At 69.6% G+C, this 24162-nt stretch carries 20 protein-coding genes and 1 pseudogene; 11 read left to right on the top strand and 10 right to left on the bottom strand.

Features of this window, described 5'->3' with window-relative positions; genetic code table 11:
• Nucleotides 1-10: 10 nt before the first annotated feature.
• Nucleotides 11-655 (top strand): response regulator, encoded by a 645-nt coding sequence (locus tag RJ03_RS29995; protein ID WP_036508952.1) that lies wholly within the window; start codon nucleotides 11-13, stop codon nucleotides 653-655.
• Nucleotides 656-739: 84 nt separating this feature from the next.
• On the top strand, nucleotides 740-1738 hold the full coding sequence (locus tag RJ03_RS29990; protein ID WP_036508974.1) for an Acg family FMN-binding oxidoreductase: 999 nt from the start codon (nucleotides 740-742) through the stop codon (nucleotides 1736-1738).
• Here RJ03_RS29990 and RJ03_RS29985 read toward each other — a convergent pair.
• Entirely contained in the window at nucleotides 1731-4241 is a 2511-nt protein-coding gene (locus tag RJ03_RS29985; RefSeq protein WP_051025426.1) for a cation-translocating P-type ATPase, read from the bottom strand. The two genes, RJ03_RS29990 and RJ03_RS29985, sit on opposite strands and share 8 nt — an antisense overlap.
• Nucleotides 4242-4477: 236 nt before the next feature.
• Between RJ03_RS29985 and RJ03_RS29980 the strand changes: the two genes are divergently transcribed.
• Nucleotides 4478-6196, top strand: a complete 1719-nt coding sequence (locus RJ03_RS29980; RefSeq protein ID WP_036508950.1) for a GAF domain-containing sensor histidine kinase — start codon at nucleotides 4478-4480, stop codon at nucleotides 6194-6196.
• Between the two features lie 39 nt (nucleotides 6197-6235).
• Here RJ03_RS29980 and RJ03_RS29975 read toward each other — a convergent pair whose 3' ends face one another.
• Genes RJ03_RS29975 through RJ03_RS29960 form a run of 4 tightly spaced genes read right to left on the bottom strand, consistent with a single transcriptional unit; the run spans nucleotide 6236 to nucleotide 9506 of the window.
• Nucleotides 6236-7147: a universal stress protein gene (locus tag RJ03_RS29975; RefSeq protein WP_036508948.1), complete on the bottom strand. Its 912-nt coding sequence runs from the start codon at nucleotides 7145-7147 to the stop codon at nucleotides 6236-6238.
• A gap of 25 nt (nucleotides 7148-7172) precedes the next feature.
• The gene (locus RJ03_RS35340) at nucleotides 7173-7775 is read right to left on the bottom strand and encodes an Rv1733c family protein (protein WP_051025425.1); all 603 of its coding nucleotides are present in this window, start codon (nucleotides 7773-7775) and stop codon (nucleotides 7173-7175) included.
• A gap of 4 nt (nucleotides 7776-7779) precedes the next feature.
• Nucleotides 7780-8745: an Acg family FMN-binding oxidoreductase gene (locus RJ03_RS29965; RefSeq protein ID WP_036508945.1), complete on the bottom strand. Its 966-nt coding sequence runs from the start codon at nucleotides 8743-8745 to the stop codon at nucleotides 7780-7782.
• Between the two features lie 2 nt (nucleotides 8746-8747).
• Complete coding sequence (locus RJ03_RS29960) at nucleotides 8748-9506, bottom strand: SDR family NAD(P)-dependent oxidoreductase (RefSeq protein ID WP_036508970.1); 759 nt, start codon at nucleotides 9504-9506, stop codon at nucleotides 8748-8750.
• A gap of 263 nt (nucleotides 9507-9769) precedes the next feature.
• Between RJ03_RS29960 and RJ03_RS37505 the strand changes: the two genes are divergently transcribed.
• Genes RJ03_RS37505 through RJ03_RS29945 form a run of 4 tightly spaced genes read left to right on the top strand, consistent with a single transcriptional unit; the run spans nucleotide 9770 to nucleotide 12155 of the window.
• A complete protein-coding gene (locus RJ03_RS37505) occupies nucleotides 9770-9919 on the top strand; it encodes a hypothetical protein (RefSeq protein ID WP_157163534.1) in 150 nt (49 codons plus the stop codon).
• A 46-nt stretch (nucleotides 9920-9965) separates the two neighbouring features.
• On the top strand, nucleotides 9966-10913 hold the full coding sequence (locus tag RJ03_RS29955; RefSeq protein ID WP_036508942.1) for a universal stress protein: 948 nt from the start codon (nucleotides 9966-9968) through the stop codon (nucleotides 10911-10913).
• Entirely contained in the window at nucleotides 10903-11583 is a 681-nt protein-coding gene (locus tag RJ03_RS29950) for a hypothetical protein (protein ID WP_036508939.1), read from the top strand. The genes RJ03_RS29955 and RJ03_RS29950 overlap by 11 nt, the downstream gene beginning before the upstream one ends.
• Complete coding sequence (locus RJ03_RS29945; RefSeq protein ID WP_051025424.1) at nucleotides 11580-12155, top strand: hypothetical protein; 576 nt, start codon at nucleotides 11580-11582, stop codon at nucleotides 12153-12155. The genes RJ03_RS29950 and RJ03_RS29945 overlap by 4 nt, the downstream gene beginning before the upstream one ends.
• 82 nt (nucleotides 12156-12237) lie before the next feature.
• Here the strand turns inward: RJ03_RS29945 and otsB are convergent, their stop codons facing one another.
• On the bottom strand, nucleotides 12238-16209 hold the full coding sequence (gene otsB, locus RJ03_RS29940; RefSeq protein ID WP_036508936.1) for a trehalose-phosphatase: 3972 nt from the start codon (nucleotides 16207-16209) through the stop codon (nucleotides 12238-12240).
• A gap of 164 nt (nucleotides 16210-16373) precedes the next feature.
• Here otsB and RJ03_RS29935 point away from each other — a divergent pair, with 164 nt between their 5' ends.
• Both RJ03_RS29935 and RJ03_RS29930 read left to right on the top strand, forming a co-directional pair.
• The gene (locus tag RJ03_RS29935) at nucleotides 16374-16808 is read left to right on the top strand and encodes a cation-transporting P-type ATPase (protein WP_036508933.1); all 435 of its coding nucleotides are present in this window, start codon (nucleotides 16374-16376) and stop codon (nucleotides 16806-16808) included.
• A pseudogene (locus RJ03_RS29930) lies at nucleotides 16807-17844 on the top strand (HAD-IC family P-type ATPase); the annotation flags it as partial. The gene RJ03_RS29935 and the pseudogene RJ03_RS29930, both read left to right, overlap by 2 nt.
• A gap of 30 nt (nucleotides 17845-17874) precedes the next feature.
• Here RJ03_RS29930 and RJ03_RS29925 read toward each other — a convergent pair.
• A complete protein-coding gene (locus RJ03_RS29925) occupies nucleotides 17875-18759 on the bottom strand; it encodes a universal stress protein (protein WP_036508930.1) in 885 nt (294 codons plus the stop codon).
• A 210-nt stretch (nucleotides 18760-18969) separates the two neighbouring features.
• On the opposite strand from RJ03_RS29925, the gene RJ03_RS29920 reads away from it, so the two are divergent.
• Nucleotides 18970-19851 carry a DUF302 domain-containing protein gene (locus tag RJ03_RS29920; RefSeq protein WP_036508927.1) on the top strand — a complete coding sequence of 294 codons (882 nt, stop codon included), beginning with the start codon at nucleotides 18970-18972 and terminating at the stop codon, nucleotides 19849-19851.
• A gap of 119 nt (nucleotides 19852-19970) precedes the next feature.
• A complete protein-coding gene (locus RJ03_RS29915; protein WP_036508924.1) occupies nucleotides 19971-20819 on the top strand; it encodes an alpha/beta fold hydrolase in 849 nt (282 codons plus the stop codon).
• 7 nt (nucleotides 20820-20826) lie between these two features.
• On the opposite strand, the gene RJ03_RS29910 is transcribed toward RJ03_RS29915, so the two are convergent.
• From RJ03_RS29910 to RJ03_RS29900, 3 genes are all read right to left on the bottom strand, one after another.
• Nucleotides 20827-21936, bottom strand: coding sequence for a baeRF11 domain-containing protein (locus tag RJ03_RS29910; protein WP_036508921.1), 1110 nt, complete (start codon nucleotides 21934-21936; stop codon nucleotides 20827-20829).
• Nucleotides 21937-22105: 169 nt separating this feature from the next.
• Nucleotides 22106-23488 carry a serine hydrolase domain-containing protein gene (locus tag RJ03_RS29905; RefSeq protein ID WP_063820470.1) on the bottom strand — a complete coding sequence of 461 codons (1383 nt, stop codon included), beginning with the start codon at nucleotides 23486-23488 and terminating at the stop codon, nucleotides 22106-22108.
• Between the two features lie 45 nt (nucleotides 23489-23533).
• Nucleotides 23534-24162, bottom strand: a 629-nt coding sequence (locus tag RJ03_RS29900; protein ID WP_036508919.1) for an MFS transporter, incomplete at its 5' end; no start/stop codon positions are given.

The raw sequence follows: 24162 nt of genomic DNA, 5'->3' as shown, positions 1-24162 counted from the left end.
CGCACTCGCCATGATCAAGGTCTTCCTGGTCGACGACCACGAAATCGTCCGCCGCGGGCTGAGTGACCTACTCGACGGCGACCCGGAGTTGTCGGTCGTCGGTGAGGCGGGATCGGTGTCGCAGGCCCTCGCTCGCATCCCCGCGTTGCGACCCGACGTCGCGGTGCTCGATGTCCGCCTGCCCGACGGAAACGGCATCGAGCTGTGCCGGGAGCTGCTGTCGAAGGTCGACGGCCTGCGCTGCCTGATCCTCACCTCCTTCACCGACGAGCACGCGATGCTCGACGCGATTCTCGCCGGTGCCAGCGGTTATGTGGTCAAGGACATCAAAGGGATGGAGCTGGCCCGCGCGGTGAAGGATGTCGGCGCCGGGAAATCGCTGCTGGACAACCGGGCGGCCGCCGCACTGATGGAGCAGCTGCGGCACGGCACCGAGCCCGACGGCCCCTTGGCGACGCTGACCGAGCAGGAACGCAAACTGCTCGACCTGCTCGGTGAGGGCCTGACCAACCGCGAGATCGCCGATCGCATGTTCCTCGCCGAGAAGACCGTCAAGAACTACGTGTCGCGGCTGCTGGCCAAACTCGGTATGCAGCGCCGCACCCAGGCGGCCGTCTACGCCACCAAACTGCATTCGCGTACCGCCGCGGAGTAGCCCGGATCGCCGGTGACCATCGGCCCCACCGTGCGGGATCAACGCCCGTATTCGCATCGCCTCGCGGTTGTGAGACTGGACACCATGACCACGGCAAAGCATTCGACAATCGTCGACACGCCCGACGACCGCACGGTCGCGGCAGTGGTCGAGCTGGCGCAGCGAGCACCCTCGGTCCACAACACTCAACCCTGGCGGTGGATCTTCGATCGGCACCAGCTGCTGTTGTACACCGATCCCGATCGCGTCCTCGCCGGCGCGGACCCACACGGCCGCGAACAGGTGATCAGCTGCGGCACGGTACTGCATCACGCCCGCACCGCCTTCGCCGCCCGGGACTGGCACACCGATATCGTGCGGATGCCCGATCCGCAGCGGCCCGGCCTCATGGCGGTCCTCGAATTCCGGCCGTGGGGAGACCCGCCGAACGGCATCCCGCATCGGGCGGCGGCCATCACCCATCGATACACCGACCGGCTGCCGATGGACGCGCCCCGGCACTGGGAGCAAGTGGCGCCGAGGCTGCGCGCCCTCGTCACCCCGCACGACCTCGACTTCGACGAATTCGCCGGCGACATCCGCGCCCGGGCCGCCGCGATCTCGCGCGCCGCCGCCGCGGCTCGCCGCGACGACTGGATGTATCAGGACGAATTACATTGGTGGGCAGGACATGTCGAAGGCTCCGAGGGCATCCCCGCCAGCGGTCTGATCTCCGACGCCGAACTCGCGCGAGTCGACGTCGCCCGAGCGTTCCCGTCGGCGCCGCATTCGGAGCGCCGCGCCGGTCACCTCGATCACGCCCGGCTCGTCGCGATCAGCTCACCGGAAGATGCGCGGCCGTACTGGCTCCGCACCGGCGAGGCACTGTCCGCGGTACTGCTCGAATGCACCGCCACGGGACTGGGAACCTGCCCGGTCACCCACCTCACGGAGGCGCCCGCGGGTCGTCGAGCCCTGGCCGCGCTGCTCCCGCATCACCACTTCCCGCAGGTCCTGGTCCGCATCGGCAACTCTCCGGCGGACGACCCGATCCCGCCCTCGACCCCGCGCCGCGACGTCGACGAGGTGCTGACCTTCATGTGAGGCTGCGTGCCGTGTCGGCCGCCCGTTCCGATCCCGGATGCAGCAGCCGATCCATCCGCACGGCGGCGTACCCGAATACCGAGAGCCCGCTCACCACCAGCAGGTCGGTGAAGCTCAGGGCCCGGGTTTCCAGCAGCCGTTGCAGCAGCGGCAGATACACCGCGGCGACCTGCAGCGCGAACGAGACCGCGATCGCCACCGGCAACAGTGGATTGGCGCTCGACCACGGACGCGTGCGCGATCCCAGCGCTACACCGAGCTGCGTCACCCCCAGGGTGAAGAACGCCATGGTCTGCCAGGGCCGGTCGGTGTGGTGTGCCCACACCGCCACCGCGAGCGTGACCACCGTGAGGACGAACGCGATGCGCGGAATCCGCTGCCACAGACCGGCGCCGAGGATGCTCTGCGCGGGCGGGCGCGGCCGGCGGCGCATGATCGCCGGATCGGCCGGTTCGCCACCGAGGGCGACCCCGGTGAGGCCGTGGGTGAGCAGATTGACCCACAGGATCTGGGCGGCCAGCAGCGGCAGTGCGAGTCCGAACAGCGGGCCGAACAGCATGACCGCGATTTCCGTCGCCCCACCGGAGAGGCCGTAGATCAGGAAACGCCGGATATTGGCGTAGACGCGGCGGCCCTCCTCGACCGCGACCACGAGGGTGTCGAGGTTGTCGTCGGCCAGCACGAGGTCCGCGGCCTGTCGTGCCACCTCGGTGCCGCGCCGGCCCATCGCCACGCCGATATCGGCGCGCCGCAGCGCGGGCCCGTCGTTGACCCCGTCCCCGGTCATGGCGACGATCTGGCCGTCGGCCTGCAAGGTGTGGATGATGTCGAGTTTGCGGTCGGGGGTAGCGCGCGCGAAGACTGCGGCGCTGCCCAGTTCGGCCTCGCTCGCCCCGCGCGCATCGACGACGGCCTCGTCACTCGCCAGAATGCCCAGGTCGGCGGCGACGGCGGCGGCGGTGCCGGGATGGTCGCCGGTGATCAGGATGGGACGGATCCCGGCGCGGCGACAGGCCGCCACCGTCGCGGCGGCCTCCTCCCGCGGCGGATCCAGAATCGCGACCAGACCGAGCAGGTGAAGGCCGTGTTCGGGATGCTCGCCGGGGGCATCCGGGCGATCCGCCGCGGCGACCGCCAGCACCCGATACCCCTGGCCGGCGAACGCGGCCGCACGTTCCAGCGCTTCAACCCGCAGCGCCGGACCGGCATCGACCAGTGTCTCGCGCACAACGGCTTCGGGCGCGCCTTTGCACACGGTGCGGTAGGTGCCGTCCGGTAGACGGTGCACGGTCGTCATGCGCTTGCGATCGCTGTCGAACGGCAGTTCCGAGACGCGGGGCATCCTGGTCCGCAACTCCCGTTCATCGATGCCGGCTTTCGTTGCGGCACAGAGCAATGCGGCTTCGGTCGGGTCGCCCAGCACCGCCGCCTCGTCCGCCTCGGAGGTGGGTGCGACGAACTGCGCGTCGTTGCACAACACGGCGGCCGCCAGCAGTTCGCCCACCGCCGGATCGTCCTCCGAGGACCGATGCGTCACCGTCCAGATCTCTCCGACGACCATCCGGCCCTCGGTCAGGGTTCCCGTCTTGTCGGTGGCCAGCACGGTGACCGACCCCAGCGTCTCGACCGCGGGCAGCGTCCGGACCAGGGCGCGGTGGGCGGCCATGCGGCGGGCGCCCAGCGCCAGCCCGAGGGTCACCACCGCCGGCAGTGATTCCGGAACCGCCGCCACGGCGAGGCTGATCGCGGTCACCAGCATCAGTTCCAGTGGTTGCTGCCGGACCAGTCCCAGCGCGAACACCACCACACACAGCACGATCGTGACCGCGGCCAGCAGCCGCCCGATGTCGACCAGACGTCGTTGCAGCGGTGTCGGACCGGTCCGGCGATCCAGCAGTCCGGCGATGCGGCCGGTGGCGCTCGCGGCGCCGATCGCGGTCACCACCGCGACGCCCCGGCCCTTCACGACGACCGTGCCGGCCGACAGGTCCGGGTCGCCGTCCACGGATTTGTCGACCGGCAGCGATTCCCCGGTCAGCGCCGACTCGTCGAGCATCAACGCGGCGGTCTCGACGACGGTCGCGTCCGCGGCGACGATATCGCCCTCGCCGAGCACGACGAGGTCGCCCACGACCACGTCGGCCGCCGGTATCTGCCGTTGATCGTGATCGCGGATGACCCGGGCCGTGGGTGCGGTCAGTTGTTCCAGCGCCGAGATGGCTTGCTGGGCACGGATCTCCTGACCGACACCGACCGCGGTGTTGACCACGATGACCAGGGCGATGACCGCCGTATCGGTCCAGTCCCCGGTCGCCACCGTGAGAATCACGGCGACGAGCAACACCAGAATCAACGGGTCCCGCAACTGCCGCAGTACCCGTCGCCACCACGGTGCCGGCGGCCGCCGCGGCACGATGTTGGCGCCGTCGCGAGCCAGCCGGCGAGCAGCTTCGGCCGAGGAAAGACCCTCCGGCAGCGTCCGCGTCACACTGGAACCGGTCATCGCGCGGCACCTTTCCGGCGGGATGTGTCGTAGAAGGTCCCCATCAATCGACAGTCCGCCTCGGGGGCCAGCCGTGGCCAGGGCCTTTCGGCGGCCGTCGAGACGACCTTCGTCGCATCGGCTCCCGGCGTCCGACCGGCGGATATCTGTTGCGGCGAGGGGCATGGCGGTAGGCTTTGCGCAAGCGTAAACACCGATGTTTCGCGTTACTCGGACAGTGAATCGAGACTGACGATATGCCCGATGATCAGCGAGCCGGTACCTACTCGGTGCGCGACACTCTCTCGCAGCTGCGGCTGCGCGAGTTGCTCACCGAGGTGCGCGATCGGGTCGACGAGATCATGGATTCCCGCGACCGGATGGACGGTCTGGTCGAGGCGATGCTGGCGGTGACCGCGGGACTCGATCTGGCCGAAACGTTGCGCGCCATCGTGCACGCCGCGATCAGCCTGGTCGACGCCCAGTACGGCGCGCTGGGCGTCCGCGGCCACGACGAACATCTGCTGCAGTTCATCTACGAGGGCATCGACGAACCGACGCGCAAGCGGATCGGCGATCTGCCCGAGGGCCACGGCGTGCTGGGCATGTTGTTCACCCAGCCCGCACCGATCCGGCTCGAGGATCTCGCGAAGCATCCGTCGTCGGTCGGATTCCCGGCCCACCACCCGCCGATGCGCACGTTCCTCGGTGTTCCGGTGCATATTCGCAACGAGATCTTCGGCAACCTGTATCTCACCGAGAAGGCCGGCGGTCAGCTGTTCACCGAGGACGACGAGCTGATCGTGCAGGCACTCGCGGCCGCCGCGGGTATCGCCATCGAGAATGCCCGGCTGTACGAGGCCGCCCGCAACCGGCAGGCGTGGATCGAGGCCACCCGCGATCTGACCACCGAATTCCTCGCCGCCGACGAGCCCGGCCGGGTGCTGGCCCATCTGGTCGACCATGTGCGTGTGCTCACCGGATCGGAATGGGTGCTGCTCGCCACGGTCACCGACCCGGATGTGCCGGCCGAGGAGATCACCGAGTTGATCGTCGACCAGGCGGCGGGCGAACGGACCGACGCCGCGGGACGCTCCCTCGACATCACCGGCGTCATCGGGACAGCCTTCGCGGACCGGAGGCCGCTGCGCTTCGACGACGTGAGCGACCTCGATTTCGCCGCACTGTTTCCCACCGGCGGACCGGTGCTGCTGGTCCCTCTGCACACTCGCGATGCCCCACAAGGGATCCTGATCGCGGTCCGCGCCAAGGACACCGCCCCCTACGACGACGAGATGCTGGAATTGGCCGCCGCCTTCGCCGATCAGGCGGCACTGGCCATGCAGCTGGCCGCCACCCAACAGCGGCTGCGCGAACTCGACGTGCTCACCGACCGCGATCGGATCGCCCGGGATCTGCACGATCACGTCATCCAGCGGTTGTTCGCGATCGGCCTGTCCCTGCAGGGCGCGGTGCCCCGCACCCGCGTTCCCGAGGTCAAGGTCCGGCTCACCGAAGCGATCGACGGACTGCAGGATGTGGTCCAGGAGATCCGCACCTCCATCTTCGATCTGCACGGCGGCACCAGCACGCGCTTGCGCCAGCGCCTCGACGAGGCGATCCGCCAGCAGTGTGGCGACACTCCGATCCGCAGCTCGCTGCGGGTGGCCGGACCGCTGTCGGTGGTGGGTTCGCAGCTTGCCGACCACGCGGAAGCCGTTGTGCGCGAAGCGGTCAGCAACGCGGTCCGCTACGCCGGCGCCACGACGCTCGAGGTCGTGATCGGCGTCGGCGACGACCTGACGATCACCGTCACCGACGACGGCTGCGGTATCGGCGACAACATCACTCCCAGCGGCCTGACCAATCTCGCCGAGCGCGCGCGGTCGCTGGGCGGGACGTTCCGAACCGAGGCCGGCGTGGCGGGTTCGCAACGGCCGGGTACTCGTCTGGAGTGGTCGGCTCCGTTGAGCTGACCACCCCGCCGACTGCTACCGAACCCGCTGCGGCGCGGTCTATTCGGCCGGTTGCCGCACCACGGTGATGGGGCATTCCACCGACTGCACCAGTGCCGCGCTGGTGGAGCCGAGGAGCATTCCGGTGAATCCGCCACGACCGTGGCTGCCGACGACCACCAGCTGCGCGTTCTCCGACGCGTCGAGCAGCGAGCGCACCGGGCGGTCCAGCACCATTTCGCGACGCACCTTCACATCGGGATACCGTTCGGAGTATCCGGCCAGGGTCTCGGCCAGCACCGCGTCCTCTGATTCCCGGATCGCGTCCCAGCCGACGATCGCGGGGTCGAGACCGCTGCTGCGGTCGCTCCACGCGTGCAGCACCACCAATCCGACGGTGCGCCGCGACGCCTCCGCGAAGGCGAATTCGAGCGCCGGCATAGCGTTCGCCGTGCCGTCGACGCCGACCAGAACCGGCTTCACCGCCGTGACCGCGTCGGTCGCCGACATCGAATGCACCACGGTCACCGGGCAATTCGCGTGCCGGATCACCGCCGAGGACACCGATCCCAGCAGGCCACGCCGGATGGCGCCCAGGCCACGGCTGCCCACCACGATCCCCTCCGCTTGATCCGAGGTGGCGATCAGATGCTCGATCACGGCGTCGGTGGTGATCTCGGTGGTGATCACCGGCGTACGGTCCGGTGTCGCGGCGCGGGCGATGCGGGCGGCCTCGACGAGGATGCGTTCGGCGTCTACGTGCAGCCAGCTCATATCGTCCTCGGTGAGGATCGGGGCGGGCCCCAGCCCGCCCGCGACCGAGATCGAGGTGACCAGATGGAGGCGGCAGTCGCGCAGTGCGGCATCGGCGGCGGCCCAGGCGGCCGCGTGATAACCGACGGCCGAGCCGTCGACCGCGGCGACGATCGGCCGATCGATGTGCCGCTGCGGTACGGCGGAATGCTCGGTCATGATGTTCTCCTCGTGAATCGTGTGTTTACGGAGTTCCTATGGGGCGGCTGATCTTTCGCCACTCCCGGGCCCAGCCGGCACGATGCCGCACGCTGAAGCCCCAGGCCGTCAGCCATACCAGTGCCGCTGTAGCGAAACAGATTTCGACGAATGTGGCCATTCCCAGCCCGACGCCGCGCATCGCGGCGGTGTCGGCGGGCAGCGGCGCGGCGGTCGGGCGGCCGTCGGGGGCCAGCCACATGGTCAGCTGCTGCCCGGGATGCGCCGAGGCGGCCACGGTTGTCGTGGCTTCGCCGGATCGCCCGTCGTGCGTCCACCGAACCGTGGCTTCGTATCGATCGGCGGACACGTCCATCGATGCCGCCGTCGCACGGACCGGATCGGTGAAGATCGTGGCGGTGACCGCCGTCTTCGCCGCGTTCTCGCCGCGAATCTGCACGGCGGCATCGGTGTAGCGGGCCGTGCCCATCGCCGCGCAGATCGGCACCGCGGCGAGAACCACGGCGACGGCCAGGATCCGGACGACGGCCTCGATTCGGTCCGACGGCCGCATCAACCGGTTCGGCGTCCACGGACCCGTGCGCCATGCGCGCAATGCCAACGACGGATACCGTCTCATGTCGGTCATCTCCTCACAGCCGGGTCACGACGTCGTCGAGCGGTCGTCGCGGTGTCGGTGACAGCGGGGAACTGGTTGCGGCCCAGCCGGTTCGGACGATCATCTGCGGATATCCGCTGTCGTCGAGCAGACCGGTTCGCAGGTCCGCGCGCACCTCCGGAATTTCGAGCGGCTCGCTGAGCGGGCAGGTCGCCAAGCCGAATGTGGTCGCGGCCAGCAGGATCGCGCTGGTCGCCTCCCCGGCGCGCAGCCGGCTCACCCGGTCGTCGCCCGCCGTGTAGAGCACCAGCATGTGATCGGCGTCGGCGATATCGCGGACGACCGCCTCCGGTAGCCGCGGATCGCCGAACGGCCGCGTCGACGCATCGGTCGCGGCGACTGCGCTCCGGGCCGGAATGCCGTCGGGAGCAGCGTGATGGCCGCTCCAGCGCGCCAATTCGGCGCGGTAGGCGGCGTCGGCGTTGTGTACCGCGGCCGCCCGCTCGAAGGCGTGCAGCAACCGCACCCGGTCACCGTCGGCGACCACATCGCGGACCAGCACACCGTTCACCGCGGCGGCGGCCGCCAAGGCGCCGACGTGGATGTCGGGCACTTCCCAGGATGTGTAGTGGCGGCGGTCGCTGTGGCGTAGCGGGATCGCGCGGGAGAGCCCGACCGCGTCGACCGTCGCCGGAGCGGACCGGAATTCCACCGCCGCCAGATGGTCCGGCACCGCCGGGTTCGGCAGTCGGTGCACCACCGTCGCCCAGCCCAGCGCGGCGGCGGCCACCCGCAGATGATGCAGCGCCGCACCGCAACTCACGATCAGATCGCGCTGATCGGGGTCGGTCTGCGGCAGTTGCCGGGCGGTGTCGGCGTACAGCTGGACGGTGTCGTCCCCGATGCGCCACAGCCACGGCTGGCTGTTGTGCACCGACGGTGCGCGCACCGCCAGACCTACCGCCGTCATCATCGTGTCGTAGTCCGGATGTCTCGTCATGATCATCGATCCCCTACCGCGGCAGGCAGATTCAGTACTTGGCCGGTCGTGGCGCCACCGTCCACCACGAATTCCGATCCGGTGGAGAACGTCGCCTCGGAGACGATGAACCGGACCATGGCGGCGACTTCTTCGGGTTCCCCGAAACGCGCCAATGGTTGTGCGGCCGTGACGGATTCGTCCATGCCGGCCGTCATCGCGGTACGGATCGGGCCGGGATGCACCGAGCAGACGCGGATGTTCGCCGGTCCCCATTCGAGCGCTGCCGCCTTGGTCAACCCGCGCAACCCCCATTTGCTGGCAACGTAGGCGCCCAGGCCCGCGTACCCCATCAGGCCGGCGGTCGAGGAGATGTTGACCACCACCCCTCCCCCGGCTTCCCGCAGGCGGGGACCGGCCAGGTGCATGCCCAGCCACGAGCCGTACAGGTTGACGTCCAGAACGTGGCGGAAGATCGTCGGCGGCTCGGTGTCGACGCCGCCGAAATCGACGATGCCGGCGTTGTTCACCAGGACCGCCAGTGGACCGAACGTGGCCTCCGCGTCGGCGATCACCCCTTGCCAGGCATCCTCGTCGGCGACGTCGAGGCGGCGGAAGATCGCGCCGGCGCCCAAGGCCGTGGCCGTGGCGGTGCCGTCGCGTTCGAGGAGATCGGCGATCACCACGCCGAGTCCCTCCTTGGCGAGTTCGGCCGCGACGGCGGCACCGATGCCCCGTGCGCCGCCGGTGACGATCGCACTGCGTCCGCTGAACATGCCCATGGTCTGTCGCCCCTTTCGCTGGTGCGGTATCGCACTCAGCATCGCGCCCGCACAGCCGACGGGGCACGGCCGAAAGTCACCGGAACGCCGAGTCTTCGGACCGTCGTGGTCGTCGTGACGGTCGGCTGCCGCGGCAACCGTCGGCCGGTCGCCGGGCGTCCGGCTCCGGTGGACCCTCGTGACGACAGTGCGGGACCAAAGGCCCTGGTGGCGCTTCCCCGGTGTCGGGAAAGGTCGGGGTATGGCAGGAATCACTCGCTGGGATGGCGTCGGGCGCTGGCACGTGCTGCTGGCCGCTGGCCGAGATGACCATGCTTCGCACCCTGGACTGGGCGCAGCCGCTGTATCTCGTCCTCGGCATCGTCGTCGCGGCGCTGGGACTGCATATCACAACCGAGGAGATCGAATCATGAGCGGCGCATCCGCGCGGCGGATCGATCCGGGTGAAAGGACATACCGATGAGTTCTCAGTACGCGGACGACGCGCACCACCTCGCCTCCGCCCCGATCGTGGTCGGTGTCGACGGGTCGGCCGGTGCCCGCACCGCGCTGCTGTGGGCGGCCGAGGTCGCCCGCGATCGAGGACGCGACCTGCGCATCGCCTACGGACTCGACCTGCCGAGCGCGAGCCGGGTGTTCAACAACTACGACGTGTCCGAGCCAGCGGTGCTGGAACGCCTGCGCGCCCACGGCGCCGCACTGGTTGCCCGCGAGGCGCTCGCCGTGCGCGGCACTCTGCCCGAGGTCCAGGTCAGCACGGAGGTCTCCTCGGAGCATCCGGCGCGAATGCTGTTGCGGCACAGCGCCACCGGATATCTGGTCGCGCTGGGCGCCCAGGGCGCCGACGGCTTCGGCACCCATATCGGTTCGATCCTGCTGTCGGTCACCAGTCACGCCGAAGGCCCGGTCGTGGTGGTACGCACCGAGTCCGAGGACCAGCCACGACCGCGCGAGAGCGGCCCCGTCGTGGTCGGCGTCGACGGCAGCCCGCTCAGCGAGGCCGCGGTGGCGGCCGCATTCGAGGAAGCCGCCGAACGCGGCGCCGAACTGGTCGCCGTCCACGCGTGGAGCGATCTGACGTTCGGCTCGTTCGTCGGCGACCCGTACACCTGGTTCCCGATGTCGGATATCGAGGTGAACGAGGAAGCGATCCTCGCGGAACGACTGGCCGGCTGGCAGGAGAAGTATCCGGACGTCCCGGTGCGCCGCCACATCAGCATGGCCGAGCCCGCCGCCCATCTGCAGCGGTGGAGCGAATCCGCGCAGCTCATCGTCGTCGGCAGCCACGGCCGCGGCAGCTTCCGCGGGCTGCTGCTCGGTTCGGTGTCCAATTCCCTTGTCCAGCACGCGAAATGCCCCGTCATGGTAGTGCGCTCGCCGGAGGGAGAGCAGACACATGAGGACTGAGCATTCGGTGGCCCGTCGCGGTGCGGCCGCGGCGGTCGGCGCCGCATCCTTTCTGGGCGGGCTGGCCACCGGCTACCGGCTCTTCGCCCGCCGCTGGTGTCTGAGCTGGGGTGCGACCGAGGAGGAGGTGCGGCGGCGTATGCCGGGCGACGATCTGCTCCTGCTGCCCGACATGCTCTCGACCCGGGCGATCACGATCGCGGCCGATCCCGCCGCGGTCTGGCCCTGGCTCGTGCAGTTCGGACCGCAGCGCGGCGGAATCTACAGCTACGACTGGATCGACCGGCTCCTGGGCATCGACGTCCACAGCACCCGGTCGATCCTGCCGCAGTTCCAGCACCTCGCCGTCGGTGACGCCGTCACGGTGAATTCCGACAGCACCCCGGCCCGGGTCGCGGTGCTCGAACCCGGACGAGCGCTCGTCTTCCGCACCGATGACAGCAACTGGGTCTGGGCGTTCGGACTGTATCCGTGCCCGGAGGGCACCCGGCTGGTCAGCCGCAACCGGATCGCGACTCCCGGCGCCTCGCCGGTGCTGCGGCTGTTCGACACCTTCTTCCTGGAACCGGGCAGCCTCGTGATGGAGCAGAAGATGTTGCGCGGCATCAAGGAACGCGCCGAAACGCATCGCGTCGCCCATCCCGTCCCGATCGGAAGCAGGGCACCGTGACCACCACCGGCACCCCGACACCACTGCCGAGCGCGAGGGCGTTCCGCGCGGTCGCCCGGTGTGTGGTCACGACCGCCGGCCTGCTGGCACGGCATCGCATCCACTGCCCGTCGCGGAATGTGGGAACGTGGCTGAGTTTCGGTGACGGAACCTCGGCCTACGTGTACCGGGAAACCGTGATCGATCGGATCCCGTCGCCCGAACCGTGTGTGCTGCTGGTGCGTTTCGAGTTGCGGGGCGTGCGTGGACGCGGGCATGCGTGGTTCCGGCGCGAGAGCATCCTCAATACCGTGCTCTTCGCCGGGTTCCCTGGCCTGATCACCAAATTGTGGCTGGCGCACGATCAACGCGGCGCGTACCGGGGGCTCTACGAATGGGACGGGCCGGCGTCCGCGGACGCCTACGCCCGCGCCCTGTGGCGGGTGCTGGCTCTCGTCAGTGTCCCGGGCTCGATCGATTATCGGGTGCTGCCCGGCCTGCGCCGCCGCGATCTGCCGGTGGCGGTCACCGGTCACGCCGCCGGTGGCGCGGAATGGTGGCGGATCACCGAATTCCGTTCGACCGCGGCATAATTCGGATCCAGCATAATTCGAAGCACGGCGCGCCGAACCGTCCGCGGAGGTTCGGCGTTCCCATGCCGTCGGTGTTGCGCTGTCAGTGTTCGTCGGTCGCCGGCAGCGTGACGCTCTCCCCGGTCGACAGGACGACGATGCGGCCGCGGCATTCGATCGTGATCGACCGCGCCCCGTCCGTGTCGGAGGTGATTTCGATTCGCCGGGCGTCGATGCGCACGGTCAAGCGGTGGCCGTGGTAGATGATCGCGAAGGTCAGCGTGCCCAGCTCGGGTGGCCAGCAGGGGGCGAAGATCAGGCGGTCGTCGCGGGTTTCGAGTCCGGTGAAGCAGCGCTGCACCAGGTCGATGCTGCCCGCCATCGCGCCCAGGTGAATCCCCTCGGCCGTGGTGCCGCCCTGGATGTCGGCGATATCGGATTCCAGGACGCTGGCGAAGAATTCCATCGCGCGGTCCCGGTTGGCCCGGGCCAGTACCCAGGCGTGGACGACGGCGCTCAGGGTGGAGCCGTGCGAGGTGCGGGCCAGATAGTAGTCGACGGTGCGCGGGATGTCCGGGCCGCCGAAATCGTAGCCGAGCCCGGCGAACAGCCGCCCCAACTCGTCGGCCGAGAACAGATAGAACAGCATCAGGACGTCGGCCTGTTTCGCCACGCGATACCGGTCGACGTCATCGCCTTCGGCCTCGAGGATGCGGTCGAGCCGGCTCGTATCGCCGTAGCGGCGCCGGTAGTCGTCCCAATCCAGTTCGGCGAGCCGGTCGTATCCGGCGAACTGGCTGATCACTCCCTCGTGGAAGGGCACGAACATCCGATCGGCGACCTCGGCCCAGCGTTCCGGTTCGGCGGCCGGCACCGCGAGGCGGTCGAGCAGTTCCGACCGCACGCGCGGCGGCAGCAGTTCGATCGTGTCCAGGGCGCGCCGGATGACCCACACCGCCATGACATTGGTGTAGGCGTTGTCGTCGATGCCCTCGTAGGGCCGCCCGGGATAGCCGGAATGAAATTCGTCGGGTCCGATGACACCGCGGATGTGATACCGGTCGTCGGCGGGATCGTAGCCGGCCCGATCGGACCAGAATCGGGCGATCTCCACCAGGAGTTCGGCGCCGAACTCGACGAGGAATGCCCGGTCTCCGGTGGCCTGATAGTAGTGCCACACGTTGTAGGCCACTGCCGGGCCGGCATGTTGCGCGCGAGCGCTGGCGTCCGGATTCCAGTGTCCCGAGCGGGGATTCAGATGCAGGCGCTGACTCTCCTCGCGCCCGTCGCTGCCGGATTGCCAGGGGAACAGGGCGCCGCGGCAGCCCTGTGCGCGGGCCGCGGCCCGCGCCTGCGGCAGGCGGCGGTAGCGGTACCGCAACAGTTCTCGTGTCAGCGCCGGATCGCGCAGGCTCACCACCGGCAGGACGAACAGCTCGTCCCAGAACACGTGCCCCCGGTAAGCCTCGCCGTGCAGACCGCGCGCGGGCACCCCGGCGTCGAGGTCGGCGGTATGGCGCGACAGCGTCTGCGCCACCTGAAGAACGTGCAGTCGCAGCGCGCGCACCGATTCCTCACTGGCGTCCAGATCGATGCGCAGCCGCCGCCACACGTGATCCCAGGCATCGGCGTGCGCGGCGCACAGTGCGTCGTAGTCCGGCGCCTCGTCGAGCAGGCGCAGCGCGGCCTCGTCGGGAGCGGAGATGGCGCGGTCGCGGCCGGTGAACACCGCGGCGGTCTTGTCGACGACGATGTCGTGCCCGGACTCGGCACGCACGACGAAATCGTGCGCGGCCGTACCGTCGGCGAGCGGCGAACCGGCTGTTCGCCGCGCGTGCGATGTCACTGTGGTCCGGGTGGCCACCGCCACGGTGATCAGCGACTGCGTGGTTCGCATCAGCGTGGATGCGGTGTGCGCGTCCGGTATATCGATGCGCAATTCGCTCAGGTGCTTTCCGGACAGGTCGCGGTACCGGTCGACTCCGGCGTTGCGGACCGAGGTGTCGATCGCGGACCGGATGGTGAGCGGCCCGCTCCAATTCTCGGGCGTGAAGGTGGTCCGCATCGCGCACGCGTGGGGTGAGTCCATCGACGCGAAACGCTGCTGAACCACCGCCGTGATCCGGCCGGCGGCGTCGCGGCAGCGCAGCCGCCGGGTGAGTACCGCCTGGCGCATATCGAATTGCTGTGTGTAGTCCAGTAATTCGACATCGTCGAGATCGAACCATTCGTCGTCGGCGATGCGCCAGGTCAGCGGAAGCCAGTTCGGCAGATTCACCAGACTCTCGTTCTCGACGTGCCGCCCGGCGATCTCGTCGCCGAGCCGGTTGTAGATTCCCGCGACATAGGTTCCGGGATAGTGGTGGGTTCCCGCGCGCGTCTCCGGCGCGGCCGCGCGGGTGACGAGGTAGCCGTTGCCCACCGCGCACAACGCTTCGCGCAGCCGCTCGGCACCGGGGTCGTAGCCGTCGTAGGTGAGCAGCCACGAGCGTCCCACCGCCCAGTCGCTCTCCCCGGTCAGCAGTTCCGCCATCCGCTGCAGGAATTCCCCGGCGCGCGCGGGACTGTCGAGGGCGAACCGTGCGGCGGTGCGCCGGTCGCCGGTGTCGGCGTGGCGAACCACCAGCGGCATTCCGGTGACCTGGATCGCGTCGAAGGCGTCCTCGTCGGTCAGATCGTCGCCCAGGTATACCGGCATGACCTGGCGGCCCACCAGATCCAGCACCCAGTGCAGCGCCCGCCCTTTGTCCCAGTCCACATCGGGACGCAATTCGGTGACCTTGCGGCCGGCGGTCACGCGCAGTCCCTGCCCGCGGGCGATGTCGTGCACGGTGGCCACAACCGTCGAGACGGCGTCGGCGGCGACCTGGCGGTGATGGACGGCGACCGCGAATCGTTTCGGCTCGATCAGCACCCCGGGAATCCGGCTCAACCGGTCGGCGAGTTCGGCCGCCGCCTGTACCAGCGCGCGTTCGGCTTTCGGGCCGCCGTCGTGCACGTGTTCGGTGCCGTCGGGCGCCATGAGTTCGAAACCGTGGCTACCGGCGTACCAGATGCCCTCGACACCCACGCGTGTGCGCAGATCGTCGAGTCCGCGACCGCTGATCACGGCGACGGGACACCGCGCGGCCAGCGTGGCCAAGGTGGCGCGCACATTCTCGATCGGGATCGCCGTCTCGGGATCGGGCACGATCTCCGAGATCGTGCCGTCGAAATCCAGCAGCACCGCGATGCGCTCGTCCTCGACGGCGTCGGCGATCGACGTCCAGCACGCCAGCGCGTCCGCGATCTCCGACAGACGGCGGAAACCGCTGCGCACCCGGATCTCCTCGGCGTCGGTGACCACCACGTCGGCTCCGGTGCACAGCAGCCGGTCCGGATCTCCGGCGCGCTCGATGCCGATCACCAGTCCGAACCCGCCGCGCCGCCCGGCGCTCACCCCGGCCTCGGCATCCTCGACGACGACCGTCCGCTCGGGTTCGGCCCCCAGCCGCTGCGCGGCCAGCACCATGGTGGCCGGATCGGGCTTGCCCGGCAGCCCGAGTTCCTCGGCCACGACACCGTCCACCCGCACGGCGAACAGATCCCCCAGCCCCGCGGCGTCGAGTACCTGAGCAGCATTGCGGCTGGCCGAGAACACCGCGGCCCGCACTCCCGCCGCGCGCAAGCGGCGCACCAGGGCCACCGTGGTGGCGAACACCGGTACGCCCGACTCGGCGATCCGGGCGAGGAACACCTCGTCCTTGCCGTTGCCGAGGCCGCAGATCGTGGCGTCGGCCGCCGTGTCCGACGGCTCGCCCCGCGGCAGTGAGATCGCCCGGGAGGCAAGGAAATCCGCGACGCCGTCGTAGCGCGGTTTGCCGTCGACGTAGTCCTGGTAGTCGGAGGCGGTGAACCGCGCGCAGTTCTCGCCGGGCCCGGGTTTGCGGGCGGCGAGGAATCCGTCGAAGACCTGCGTCCACGCGGCGGCGTGGATCGACGCCGTGTCGGTGACCACGCCGTCCATATCGAAGATCACCGCGTCGTAGCGACGCGCGTCGATCACCGGCCCGGCCACCGGTTTGCCAGGGTGCATTCCCCCAGCCTCCGCCCGCGTACGAACCCCGGCAAGGTACACAAGTCCTCACCCACCCCGCCACCGGTCCCCGGCCGCCTGCCGGCAGCGGCGGTGACCACGTAGCAGTCCGGCAAGGTCTTTGGTCCCTGGCGAAGCCCGTAGCCGCGAACAACCATCGAGGTATGAACCGTGCCGCCGTGCGAGCGGTCGTCTCGACGGCCACGCCCCGGACCGATGCCACCACCTCGATCGGCCCAGTGCCGGCGACCTCGGCCGCCACCTCGACCCCGGCCCAGGTGCTGGCCGCGGTGACCACCTCCGACACCGGCCTGACGAGCACGGAAGCCGCGCGCCGACGTCACCTGCTCGGACCGAATGCCGTTCGCACGCACCGTGCCCGGCTGCTCGCGGTGCTCGCGCGGCAGCTGCGTTCGCCGCTTCTGCTGCTGCTCGGGGTGGCCGCGGTGGTGTCGTTCTTCGTCGGTGAACGTTCCGACGCGGTCGTCATCGGAATCATCCTGCTGGTGTCGGTCGGTTTGGGGGCGGTGAACGAGTTTCGCGCCGAACGCGCCGCCGACGCGCTGCACGAGCGGATCCGCCACGGCGCCACGGTGTGATGACGCCTCGTTGAGCGAATTACTGTCCACCACAACAATTTTCGCCCGTGTGGACCCGGAGCAGAAGGCGCGCATCGTCCGCCTGCAACGGCGTGCCGGCCGCGATGTCGCCTTCCTCGGCGACAGTGTCAACGATGCGCTCGCACTGCACGTCGCCGATGTCGGCGTCTCCGTCGACTCGGCGACCGATATCGCCAAGGACGCCGCGGACATCGTTCTGCTGGAGAAGGACTTACAGGTCCTCGCCGACGGAGTCATGGCCGGACGCCGAATCTTCGCCAACACCATGAAATACGTGCTGATGGGCACGTCCAGCAATTTCGGCAATATGTTCAGCGCGGCCGGCGCCTCGGCCTTCCTGCCGTTCCTGCCGATGCTTCCCGGCCAGATCCTGCTCAACAATCTGCTGTACGACACCAGCCAGCTCGCCATTCCGACCGATACCGTCGACCCGGAACAACTCGCCCGCCCGGCCCGCTGGGACATCGGCCTGATCCGGCGCTTCATGCTCGTCTTCGGCCCGATCAGTTCGCTGTTCGACTTCGCGACCTTCGCTGTGATGCTGTTCGTGTTCCATGCCGGCGCGGAGCTGTTCCACACGGGGTGGTTCGTCGAATCCCTGTGCACTCAGACGCTGGTGTTGTTCGTGATTCGCACGCGCCGCAGTCCCAGCTATCGCAGCCGCCCCAGTGTTCCGCTGCTGCTGGCGGTGCTCGCCGCGGTCGGGGTAGGCGTGGCTCTGCCGTACACGCCGGTGGCGCCCGATCTCGGCCTCACCCCGCTGCCCGCCGCGTTCTTCGCCGCGTTGGGCGCGACCGTGCTGGTCTATCTGGTTCTCGCCGAAGCGGCCAAACGGTGGTTCTTCCGCAGTCCGGCACCGACGCCGGCCCACCCGCCGCGGACCGGTCGCCGGGTGCAGCGAAGAGCGTCGCGCTTCAGCGTCGGACGGGTGCGCACGCCGATCGGCGGGACGGCGCTCCGGAGGGACCGCTCGAACCGGCGACGCAAACTTCGAGTGTTGTTGTCGCACAGCTGATTCTAATACGGAAACGCATCTCCGCCGGACCTACTCCGGCTGCACGTGCTCCGGCACCACGAGCGTCGGGCAGTGGGCGCGATGCAGGACCGCGGCGCGCGTGGACCGCATCGTGGTTCCGACCAGGCCCGTCCAGCGGTGCCGGCCCACCACCAGCAGTTGGGCGTCGCCCGCTCGTTCCAGCAGGACCTGGGCGGGACCGCCGAACATGACCTCCGACTCCAGCGCGACGTCCGGATACTTGCGGTGCCACGGCGCCAATTGCCGGTCCAGCGCGCCCGTCTCGTCCGCGCGGAACTGCTGGAGTTCCCCGTCGAGGACGAACCCGCCGACGTCGTCATCGCAGCACCGGACGGCTTGCAGGCCGACCCCGCGCAACGCCGCCTCCTCGAACGCACAGCCGACCGCGGTGCCGTCCTCGTCGACGCCGACCACCACCGGCCGCCCGTCCTCGCCCACGGTGAACAGGCTTTCGCGGTGGACGACCGCGACCGGGCACCGGGCCTGCCGGGTGACCGCCGAGCTGACCGAGCCCAGCAGCGCCCGGCGGACCGCACCGCGGCCGTGGCTGCCGACCACGATCATCGGCGTACGCGCCGAGCGCTCCACCAGTGTGTCGATCACCGGATCAGCGGTCAGTTCGGTGGTGACCTCCACACCGTCGGCCACATGCCGGGCCATGGCCGCGGCCTCCGACAGCACGCCTTCACCGTTCCAGTACAACCATTCCCGGCCGCCGACGATCTCCATCGCACTGAGCCCGGTGCGCGGCGCCGAGGCCGACGAGAGCAGGATCCGCAATCCCCACCGGCGCACGGCCGCTTCGGCCGCCGCCCACCGCACCGCCTGCAGCGCCGTACCGGATCCGTCGACCGCCGCGACGATCGTCCGCTCGGTCCCGTTGTCACTGGTCATCGCCGCCTCCTGCCGCCGGGCCTGCTCCGATCGTCCGGCTGCGATGACCGTCGATCTAGGGCCGAAAGTCGCTACCGCGGGCCGCCTTCGTCCGCGGCCCGCCACCGGGGCGAAGTCGGCGCGTTCGTCCCGGCAGGACAGGCCCTTGGTCCCTCGCGCACCGGCGGGGCCGCGGGCATTGTCGAGGCAGACACCGAGAAAGAGGACGCCATGGACTACCGGGTGGACGTGTGCGAAGTGCCGCCGCAGGCCCTGTTGCGACTACCTCGCGCGATCCGGACGGATCGGCCCGGTGAGGACATCACCGCGGGTATGCGCGAACTGTTCGCGACCGTCGCCCGCTCCGGCCTCACCGCCAGCGGCCCGACCGCGATCACCTACACCGACACCGAACGATCGGCGGTCGCGACGAGCGTCGACTTCCGCGTTCCGGTCGAGCCCGCCGCCGAGTTGAGTCTGGCCTCGGGCGCCGAGGTGCTCGTCACCCCCGGTACGACGGTGGCCCGCGCCTGCCACCACGGCGGTTACCGCGATCTCGGCGCCGCCTATCGGAGCCTGGCCGAGTGGGTGGATCGCAATGCCTACCGGATCATCGGCCCGCCGACCGAGGTCTATCTGGTCGGTCCCGACGAGGTGAGCGATCCGCGTCAACTCGTCACCGAGATCCGGCTGCCCGTGGCGCCCTCGCCGACGATCGTCACCCGGGTGCTCTCCGATTTCGACACGGCGCTGGATCGTACCCGGAACGCGTTGCGGTCCAACGGCTTCGCGATCCTCGCGGAGGTTGACCTGAACACGGCGCGGTACGACGGCCGCACCCGGCGCCTGGCCCATCACACCATCCTGGAGGTCTGCCGCCGCAACCTGCTCGTGGCCGAACTCGCGGACGACGACCGGGCCGACATGATCGTGCCGCATCCGGTGGTCGTGCGTGAGCGCTGCGAGACCGTCGTCGTCGAGGCCGTCGATCCGGCGATCTGGGCCCGCGCACTCGGCGACGAGGAACTCCTGGCCCTCGCCGCCGACAGCCGCCACCACCTCATCGCGGCGATCGACGACCTCGCCACGACGGCGACAGCCCACGACGGTTAGGTTCCCGCACAACCCCCTCGGCCGCCGCACCCGCGCCCGTTCGAGCCGTGCGGTGGCAACCGACCGCTCCACCTCCTACGGTTGATCTTGTCACCGGCAGTCACCGAAGGAGCCCACGCATGTCCGACGATCAGTGGCTGAACGCCGAAACCCTCCGCGTCACCACCGATTCCGTCGAATTGGCGGTGACCGACACCGGAGCCGGTCCACCGCTGGTGCTGCTGCACGGCTGGCCGCACACCCGCGGAATCTGGCATCGCGTCGCACCGACCCTGGCGCGGTCCCACCGGATCATCGCGCCGGATCTGCGCGGGCTCGGCGAGAGCGGGCGCCCCGCCGACGGGTACGACGCCGCCACCGTCTCCGCCGATATCGTGAGCCTGCTCGACCATCTGGGCGTCGAGCGTGCTTCGATCATGGCAGTGGACGCCTCGGTGCCGGCCGCGGTGCTGACCGCCCTGCGCCGGCCTGATCGGGTCGACCGCCTGGTGGTGATGGAGTCCCTGCTCGGCACGCTGCCCGGCGCCGAGGATTTCCTGGCCGCCGGGCCGCCGTGGTGGTTCGGTTTCCATTCGGTGCCGGGCCTGGCCGAGACCGTCCTGCTCGGCCACGAGTCCGACTACATCGACTGGTTCCTCCGGGTCGGCGTCCCGCACGAGCCGATCGACCCCGTTCTGCGAGAACACATTCTGAACGCCTATACCGGTGCGGACGCGTTGCGCGCCGGCTTCGAGTACTACCGTGCTCTTCCCCGGACGGCTCGGCTGCTGGCCGAGGCGACCGCGGCAGCGCGCCTGACGGTGCCGACACTCGCGCTGGGCGCGGGCTCGGTCGGCGACGCACTGCATCGCCAGCTGAGGCCGATCGCGAAAGACGTTGTCGGGCATGTGATTCCGGACTGCGGTCATATCGTCCCACTGGACGGCCCCGAAGCGCTGCTGGAACTGGTCACACCGTTTCTGGCGTGACCCCCGCTCACATCGAATAGCGCAGGATGGCGGCGGCCGCTGCCTCGTCCGGGATATCGGCCTTACGCACCGCGAGCACCCGCGCGCCCGAAAGCAGTGCGCGGCGGGCGATCTCGTCGAGGATTCCCGGTATCTCGGTCTCGGATTCGGGACCGAAATCGATCGCACCGGTGTCCTCGGCGACCGTGCCGGGTACGGCGGTGTCGATGTCGACCAGCAATGTCTGCACGATGCCGAAGGTGGCCGCGCGGGCGATATCGGCGAGGTCGGCGGTGGCGCGAGCCTCGCTGCGGCGTTTGTCGAACAGCTGGCGCAGATCGGCCAGTTGCGCCGCGTAGTGGCCGTCGAGAATGTGGCGGGCCTTGTCGGCCAGTTCCTGATCCGACAGATGTTCCGGGTTGCCGGGAATTCCGTCGTCGAGCAGTTCGCCGTAGGTGGCGACCGAACGATAGATCGCGTCGATCGGTTCGGGCGCCGCCAGGATGAGCGGGGTGTCGCGGCCGGAGAGGATGTCGCGCAACGCTCGGTCGACTCCGCGCGCGTACTGCCGGACCAGCACCTTCTTCCCTTCGCTGCCGGTCAGCCGCCGCTTGGGCGAACGATCGCCGATCGAGGCCTTGCGCGCGAAATCCGCGGCGTTGCCGGGCATGTCCGGAACCCGGACGTCCTCGGCCGGCCGGTCCGGGGTCACCTCGACCAGCCGCGCCGCGCCCTCGGCCAACGCCAGCACGAAGGCGGCCTGCGGGAAGGTGACGGCTCGCAGCAACGGTTTGAGCAGGAACCGGTCCGAGACGGTGACCGCCGCGCCGAGACGGTTGGGGATCCGGAAGGTCCACATGCGCTGCGGGGAGACGTGCACGACCAGCGTGTGCGACTGGAAGCGCCAGAAATCCTCGTCATCGGCCAGATCGTCGAGCTGTTCGGCGATGGCCGCGCGACCGTCGGATTCGGTGACCAGATCGATCGCCTCCCGGACCTGATTGGTGAACGCGATCCGGTTCGCCTCCGGATTCGCGGTGGCGGCTTCGGTCGGCAGATAGATCGACACCGACCAGGGGCCGGTCCATTCGGCGAGGGTTTCGATCTCGCGGCGGGTCGGGATGTCGGTGTGCAGCACTTCGATCCTCCTTCGTTGCCCGACACGTGCGACGGGCGCACAGGTCGTGCCGGATACCGGCCGTATCGTTTGCCAACTCGTAACCACATCGACGCTACTGGACATCGGCATGGGTCGGTACGCATCCGACCATCGGATGCCGAAACGTTGCTGCCTTCGTTTCAGCGGCTCACCGGGCGGGTGCGGGCGTACCCGTCGGCGTAAGCGGGACCGCAGACGTGGCGGCCGCGGTCGGGGTCGGCGAGGTCGTCGTGGCGGGTGCGGTGGTGGCCGAGGTCGCCGTCGCGGCGCCCGTGCCGTAGAGATGTTCGATGATGCGCTTGGCGATCTCACTGGCCGCCGCGCTCCCGTCGGCGGTGGGTTCCAGATTCGCCCACACCACCACGGTCACCTTGTGCGCCGGATCGGATCCGGCGAAGGTGTTGAAGCCGGGCAGCTCACCCGTATGTCCGTACAGCGCACCGAATTTCGCGATGGCGAGACCGTACTGCGGCGCCTGCGGCGGGTTGGCCGGCGCGGTCGGCTGCGGGCTGCTCATGCGCCGGCCCTGCATGTCGGCGTCGAGGACCTTGCCGTCGGTGAGCGCCTCGGCCCAGGTGGCCAGATCCCCGACCGTGGAGATTCCCGCGCCCGCGGCCCATGCCCAGGAGGGATTGTCCGCGGTGCGATCACCGGGCAGCAGCCGGCCCGCCTTGGCCTCGGCCTGCATCTCGGGCGGCAGCGCCGGCGGGGATCCCATCGTCACGACGTTGGTGCCGTACATGTAGCCCTGCGGATGCGGGTCGGGCACGGTCGCGGAGGTGCGCGCGGGGAACGAGCTCTGGGTCAGGCCGAGCGGGCCGAAGAGCCGGTCCCGCATGATCTGCTCGAGCGGTTTGCCGTCCAGCTGTTCGGCGATCAGCCCGAGCAGGATCGTATTGGTGTTCGAGTAGTGATAGCCCTGTCCCGGTGGGAAATACGGCGGGTGCGCGTAGGCCATGGCGAGCAGTTCGTCGGGCTGCCACACCCGGCCCGGGTCGGCGTCCATGGCCTCGGCCAGTTCGCGGGTCTCGCTGTAGTTGAAGAGGCCGCTGCGCATATCGAGCAGCTGCGCGATGGTGATCGCCCCGCCGCCGGGCACATCGGTCCGGTACTTCGAGACCGGATCGTCGAGGGCCAGTTTGTGTTCCTGGACCTGTTGCAGGATCACCGTGCCGGTCCAGGTCTTGGTGACCGAACCGATGCGCACGTGATCGGCCGCGGTGACCGCCGGGCCGCCGCCGAAGGTCCGGGTGCCGTAGGAGGTGCCCACCTCGCCGGCGGCGGTGCGGACGAAGGCCACGACTCCCGGCACCGACGCCGGCCGCGCCACCGACTCGACGATGCCGCGCAGCGTGGGCTCGTCGAGCGGATGGACGGCCGGGGCCGGCGAGGTGGTCGCGGCGGCGGATGAGGTGCTCGCGGGCGCGGGTTTCGACGACGATCCGCATCCGCAAGCGACGAACAGAATTGCGACGCCGGTCAGCGCCGCGGCAATCAGCCGGGGCCGGATCGGCACGGAAACCACGGGCACTGCACGACCTCCCTCATCGGGAACGGTGGAGCCGGGATTGAAACTCTACTGCGCCAGCGCCTCTCGCGGACGCGGTTGGCGAATGCTCAGCGACATCACCGCCGCCACCGCGCACAGACCTCCGGCGAGGAACCAGGCGAGCTGGTAGCTGCCCTGCATGTCGCGGATGACGCCGGCGCCGGACGCGGCGATCGCGGCGCCGATCTGATGCGAGGCGAACACCCAGCCGAAGGCGATCGGACCGTCGGCGCCGAAGTGTTCGCGGCACAGCGCGACCGTCGGCGGCACCGTCGCGATCCAGTCCAGGCCGTAGAAGATGACGAACACCCACATGCTCGGCCGCACATCGGGAGCGAACAGCATCGGCAGGATCACCAGCGAGAGGCCGCGCAGCGCGTAGTACATCGTCAGCAGGTACCGCGAGCCGATGCGGTCGGTGAGCCAGCCCGAGGCGATCGTGCCCGCGACATCGAAGATGCCGACGGTGGCCAGCAGTCCGGCCGCGGTGGTGGGTGGCATGCCGTGATCGTGTGCGGCACTGACGAAATGGGTGCCGACCAATCCGTTGGTGGAGGCCCCGCAGATCGCGAAACCGCCTGCCAGCAACCAGAATACGGGCCGGCGCACGATCGCGGCCAGGACGGTCAGCGCCCGCGCCGCCCCGCCTGCCGCCG

Origin of the sequence: Nocardia aobensis NBRC 100429, assembly GCF_000308375.1 — a bacterium.
Lineage (GTDB): Bacteria > Actinomycetota > Actinomycetes > Mycobacteriales > Mycobacteriaceae > Nocardia > Nocardia aobensis.
This window is presented reverse-complemented; position numbering and strand designations above follow the sequence as displayed.